The following is a 1,091-nucleotide window of genomic DNA, read 5'->3' on the forward strand; positions in this document are numbered from 1 at the left end:
CAGGTGTGGGGGAGCAACTGGACGGCGAGGGTCGCTCCGCCCGCCACGACGACGGGGACGACGGCGAGGAACACGCGGTTGCGGCGCCGCCGCTCGCCGGGGGGCTTCGGGCGGGCCTTCTCGCCCAGGTCGAGTGTCTCCACGGAGACGGGCGGTGGGGGGTCCAGCTCCTGGACGTTCGCCGCGAAGGCCGCCTTCTCCGCCAGGTCGGCGCTGAAGGAGTCCGGCCACAGGGGCGCGGTGGACGGTCCGCGCCCCGTGGCGCGCCGGACCAGCTCGGCCGCGGTGGGGCGGGCCTCGGGGTCCTTGGCGAGGCAGGCGGTGACGAGGTCGGCGAGGGCGGTGTCCAGCTCCCGAACCGCCTCCAGCCCGGGTTCCTCGTGCACGATGCGGTACAGGACGGCGGGGCCGGACTCCTCGCCGAAGGGCGGCTTGCCGCCGGCCGCGTACGCGAGGACCGACCCCAGCGCGAACACGTCGACGGCGCCGGTCAGGTCGCGCCGCGTGACGGCCTGTTCCGGGGCCATGTAGGCAGGGGTGCCGACCACCACGCCGCTCCGGGTCAGCTGGCTCTGCTCGGTGGCCCGGGCCACGCCGAAGTCGATGACCGTCGCGCCCTCGACCGTCAGCATCACGTTGGACGGCTTCAGGTCCCGGTGGACCATGCCGAGGTCGTGCACCGGGACGAGCCCCTTGGCGGCCTCGCGCAGCAGCAGCCACACCGCCTCGGCGGGCAGCGGGCCCTGGTGCCTCCGGACGGCGTCGCTGAGGGTGAGCCCGGGCACGTAGGCGGTGGCGAGCCACGGGGGACGGGCGTCGCGGTCGCTGGCGATCAGCGGGGCGGTGGCCTCCCCGGGCAGCCGGGAGAGGTTGTCCAGCTCGTGCCCGAAGCGGCGGACGAAGTCCTGGTCCTCGCCCGCGACCGACGGCAGCACCTGTTTGACCGCGACGTACCGCCCCTCGTGGACGCCGAGGAAGACGCGCCCCATCCCGCCGGTGCCCAGCCGTCCGGCGAGGGGAATCCCGCCGATCCACGCCGGGTCGTCCGGTAGCAGTGGCTTGGCCCCGCTGCCGGGCAGGTCGAACACACC

At 75.3% G+C, this 1,091-nt stretch carries 1 protein-coding gene; it reads right to left on the reverse strand.

The window, feature by feature from the left end; genetic code table 11:
- Positions 1 to 1,088 (reverse strand): serine/threonine-protein kinase (locus ACFV9O_RS40715; protein WP_385428193.1); only part of this gene is annotated, 1,088 nt, incomplete at its 3' end.
- Positions 1,089 to 1,091: the final 3 nt, after the last annotated feature.

It is taken from the genome of Streptomyces sp. NPDC059909 (assembly GCF_042730885.1).
Lineage (GTDB): Bacteria > Actinomycetota > Actinomycetes > Streptomycetales > Streptomycetaceae > Streptomyces.